Origin of the sequence: Leptolyngbya sp. FACHB-711, assembly GCF_014695615.1 — a bacterium.
Classification (GTDB): Bacteria; Cyanobacteriota; Cyanobacteriia; order Elainellales; family Elainellaceae; genus Leptolyngbya_A.
This window is the reverse complement of record NZ_JACJOR010000196.1, coordinates 1-4,638: the sequence shown is the minus strand read 5'-3', so window position 1 is coordinate 4,638 and position 4,638 is coordinate 1. Positions and strand designations below refer to the sequence as shown.

General features: G+C 50.8%; 4 protein-coding genes and 1 pseudogene. 1 reads left to right on the top strand and 4 read right to left on the bottom strand.

The window, feature by feature from the left end:
• Positions 1-170 (top strand): annotated as a pseudogene (locus H6F80_RS31190) (MSMEG_0570 family nitrogen starvation response protein); the annotation flags it as partial.
• Between the two features lie 17 nt (positions 171-187).
• On the opposite strand, the gene H6F80_RS07350 reads toward H6F80_RS31190, so the two are convergent.
• The 4 genes from H6F80_RS07350 to H6F80_RS07335 form a co-directional block, all read right to left on the bottom strand.
• The gene (locus H6F80_RS07350; RefSeq protein ID WP_190790935.1) at positions 188-1,174 is read right to left on the bottom strand and encodes a glycoside hydrolase family 43 protein; all 987 of its coding nucleotides are present in this window, start codon (positions 1,172-1,174) and stop codon (positions 188-190) included.
• On the bottom strand, positions 1,175-1,981 hold the full coding sequence (locus tag H6F80_RS07345; RefSeq protein ID WP_190790934.1) for a phytanoyl-CoA dioxygenase family protein: 807 nt from the start codon (positions 1,979-1,981) through the stop codon (positions 1,175-1,177).
• A gap of 240 nt (positions 1,982-2,221) precedes the next feature.
• A complete protein-coding gene (locus H6F80_RS07340) occupies positions 2,222-3,241 on the bottom strand; it encodes a diguanylate cyclase domain-containing protein (protein WP_242067215.1) in 1,020 nt (339 codons plus the stop codon).
• Positions 3,228-4,638, bottom strand: a 1,411-nt coding sequence (locus H6F80_RS07335; RefSeq protein WP_190790933.1) for an ATP-binding protein, incomplete at its 5' end; no start/stop codon positions are given. The genes H6F80_RS07335 and H6F80_RS07340, both read right to left, overlap by 14 nt.

Here is a 4,638-nt window from a genome sequence, read left to right as displayed (position 1 = left end):
AACGATCGCGCACCGCTCTAAAAATTGCCAGCGATCGGGTGCAGGCAAAATATGGAATGCCCTGCAGTCTAGCACTGCGACAACTTCAGCAGATCGAGCAGCAGGCGGCTCATTATCAGCAGACCGAACAGCCAGATCTCCAGGTGCGGGTGATTCGGTTTCTGGAGTAAGAAGGAGGGCAATCGGTTTAAAGGCTTTGGGGAGTCCAGGTCGGACCTTGACAGCGCGGACCGTCCGGCGTCCAGTGCAGCAGATCAATACACATCCGACGCGCTTCCATCTTCGTATCCCAGGCATGGTAGACAATGTATTCTGCCTGACCGTCTGGGCTGACGGCGATCGAGTTATGACCTGGACCCAGCACCGACCCCGGAACCGATCGCAGCACTCGCGGTCCTGCCGCATTGCCCACATCCGAGTAGGGCCCCATCACCTGCTCGGCAACGCCATAATCGACTCCGTAGCTGTCTGTTTCCCACCGTCCACCGCTGTAAAAGCAGTAGTATTGACCGCCGTATTTACGAACGCACGGGCCTTCCAGCGTGTGCCAATCATAAATGCCGCCATACATCGGGCGATCGGCTAAAAATCGCTGCCAGTCCTGACGGGCACGCAGCACTACCTTTGCTTCCCCAGCCAATTGAGTCATGCTGATCAGGCGATCGACAACCAGAGCAGTTCCCGCCCGAACACCATCTTCTGTATCCAGAAAATCTTGAGCGTAGAACAAATACCATTGCCCATCATCGTCCTGAAACGGGCTGGGATCGATCGCAAATGCACAGGCTTCTGGATCAACTAGCGGCTGACCTGCATCCTGATATGGACCCAGCGGGTTAGAACTGGTCGCTACGCGCAACTGATGGCGTTTGTCCTCATGCCCCACTGAGTAATACAGGTAAAACGTGCCATCGCAGTATGCAACTTCCGGGGCCCAGAAATTATCCCCCAGTGCTGGGTCTGGACGCTGCAACGCATTTCCGGCAAACTCCCAGCGAATCAAGTCATGCGATCGCAGCAGGGGAAAAACGCGTCGTTGATGACGGTCCTCCACCTGCCCTGCCGCTTCTGCCGGACCCGTGCCGATTGCGTAGTAGACCCCCTGATGCTGCCAAACAAACGGATCAGCAAAATAATCAGGATAAACGGGATTTGTGTAAGTTTGCGCTGCCATTTAATACTCGAATTTCACATAAGTCTCGGTTGCCTGAGCGGGCAGCTTTTCGACCGTTTGACAGCGGAGCAACTGCCGAAGCTCAGGTGAAAGACTATTGTAGTAATCCGTTTGCAGCGTTAAATCTACCTTGTGGGTGTGAAGCCAGTGCATCACATAGCCCATGACAATCAGCGGACGCGGCTGCGGCGTGATGTTGGGTGTGCCCCGGTGCAGAGCCAAGGGCGATCGAATCATCACATCACCGGGCTGCATATAAAATTGCTCCATTGGAATTTCGCCCGCCCGCACCTTGACCAGTCCCTCTTCCCGCGACATCCGGTGCGTACCCCGCGCCATCTCAAACGGACCATTTTCTGCCGTCACTTCCACCAGGGGAAAATTGACTGCCAGGGCATAAAGGGGCGTGACGATTTGATCAGTAAACAGCGGATTAAAATCGCGGTGAATGTCCTGATACTCTGCTCCTTGAAAGGGAATGTCTGCCGCAAGCTGAACCAGCCTGTATTCCTGAAAAAACACGCGGTTGAGTACACCCAAAATCGTCGGATTGGCGAATACCTTAGGGTCAGCAAAGGGAGCCACCCAAGGCAATGTCGTGTACCAGCGCGATTTTCCTCGGGGAGCTAACCCGTCCACTCGCTGCTGCCGCTCTTGAAATAGCGCATCAAACGCCGCTGCCCAGGTTTCAATCAAGCTTCGATCGAACAATCCGCGAATAACGCAAACTCCGTCTCGATTCAGGTCTTCTGCCAGTCGATCGATCTCGATCGCGCTCAAGCTTACAGGATTAATACTTTGAACCATCTTAATTGCCCGCCTTACTCTGGAAGAGATATTAGAAGAAATAAAGGAATCGGAAGCGTTTTTGAGGAGAATGGTTGGGCTAACTTCAGCTCTCTAACTCTAGTCTTCTAACAGAGCAAAATGTAGCCCTCTCTACAATTCCTATTCTGCCCAACGGTAGAGGCAGGCCGCCGCAATATTACCAAATTTTTCAAAAAACTCAATTTCTCTGATTAAAAAAACTGAGCCGACAAAAAAGGTTCAGATAACGGATAGTGACCAGGTATTGCGCCTTTGTTTTGCCTGATACAGTGCAGCATCCGCTTCTGCAATGAGCTTTTGGGTTGATAAATTGCGCGACGGAGTCGAGCATACAACCCCGGCACTCAGCGTTACATAGTGAGCGATCGCCGAAGCCGCATGAGGAATCTGTAAACGTTGCAGGCTATCTTGAATAGCATTCACAACTTTGACCGCTCCCTCTTCACTCGTATTAGGCAAGATCACGGCAAACTCTTCGCCGCCGTAGCGAGCAGCGATATCCGCAGGACGCTTAATACAATCAGAAATTACCTTTGCGACCTGCTGTAGACAGGCATCCCCTGCGAGATGCCCATAGCGATCGTTATAAAGTTTGAAATGATCAATATCGCAAAGAACCAGTGCCAGAGGCTGCTGTTCGCGTCTGAGCCGTTTCCACTCTTGGTCAAGCATTTCATCAAAGCAGCGGCGATTGGCAATCTGGGTGAGACTGTCGATGTTGGCAATGCGTTTCAGTTCCAGGTTGACCTGCTGGAGGGCAGCTTCAGTTTGTCGCAGTTGATGATTTTGCTCAACGAGCAACTGCCGTTGCCGCAGGATCGTAATTTGATGCTGAACTCGCGCTAATACTTCTTCGGCTTGAAACGGTTTAGTCACATAGTCGGCCCCACCTACGGCAAAGGCACGAACTTTATCCTCTGTATCGTTTGAAGCGCTCAAGAAAATGACTGGAATGCTGTCGGTTGCGGAATTGGCTTTGAGTCGTTCACACACTTCGTAGCCGTTCATTTCCGACATACGGATATCTAAAAGCACTAAATCAGGAGGAGCAACCCCGATCGTTTCCAGTGCCATTTCGCCACTCGTAGCTTTCCTGACAGAATATCCTGATTCACTCAGTAACAGGGCAAGAGAACGCACATTATCAAGATGGTCATCCACAATCAGGAGCGTGGCAGGGTGAGTCCTGACTTGAGTCGTATTGCTTTCTTCCGATGTGCGTACTCTAAGCATGGTCATTTGAAGTTTCTGGCGAAGTTAAAACAACAATTTGTTTAAAGCTGTAGTTTTGCGCCAGCTGACGCAATCCCTGAATTAGAAATTCCTGTTCCGCCGGAATTTGTTGAATGAGCTGCTCTATTGCGCTGTCGTCGCAGAGGCGGGCTGCTTGACGAAGGGCTGTAATCCATATAGGTGGCATCGCTAGCAGGTCAGACGCCTGCAAATTGATAGAAGGATTGAGCAATTCCTCACCCGATGCGGCTACTTCACTGTTTGCATAAACATATTTCACTCCCAAATATTCTGCCATTTTGCGAAATAGCGCCTCTTCCTGAAATGGCTTTGTCAAATAATCATTACAACCCGCAGCTAAAGCTAAGGTGCGATCGCCTCTGGATGCCTGAGCCGTCAGCGCAATAATCACTGGAACTTCACCGCCTGGGGTAGCGCGGATTTGCTGAGTTGCTTCGTAGCCGTTGAGTAGCGGCATTCGGACGTCCATATAGATTAAGTGGGGATGCCATTGCTGCCACTGAGCCACAGCTTCTTGTCCATTAGAAGCTTCTCGAACTTCTAACCCAATCTGAGTAAGTATCCTGACTAGCAATATTCGGTTTTCTGGTTGGTCATCAACCACAAGGATACGGTACACAGGTTGATTGGGAGCTAATCGGCTCACGCGACCTGTGAAAGCCGCTACTGGCACATCAGCCGATCGCGCTACAGTAACAGGAAGCGAAAAGACAAACGTGCTGCCCTGTCCCACAGTGCTTTGCACGGTGATCTCTCCGCCCATAATTTGTACAAACTTGCGGCTGATGGTCAATCCTAATCCTGTTCCATCGGGCGAAGTCCTTCCGGCTTGCGTCTGCACAAAAGCACTGAAAATTTGCTCTAGATCATCATCAGCAATGCCAATGCCTGTATCAACGACTTCAAACTGAAGCACAATTACCTCGTTGGGGAACTGCGAAGCAATCGACAGATGGGAGTCATTTCTGCGCTCCTTAACGGTGACTCGTAAGGTCACATGACCCTGCGTTGTGAACTTGATCGCATTTCCCAAGAGATTGATCAGCACTTGCCGCAGCTTGTTTGCGTCGATCGTCCCATATCGAGGCAAGTTTGAAGCGAGTTCAAGGTACAGCCCCAATCCTTTCGTTTCTGCCCGCTGGCGAAGCATTTCCTTGAGGGATTGCAGTAAATCAATTAAGTCAACGCTGTCTTCGTTAAGCGTGATGTGTCCAGCTTCAATTTTTGACAAATCTAGAACATCATTAATCAAACTGAGTAAATGATCGCCGCTCCGCCGAATTAGCCCCAGGTTTTCGCGTTGTTCTGCGGTGAGACGCTCATCAAAAGACATCACCTGAGCAAAACCCAAAATCACATTGAGTGGAGTCCGCAGCTCGTGG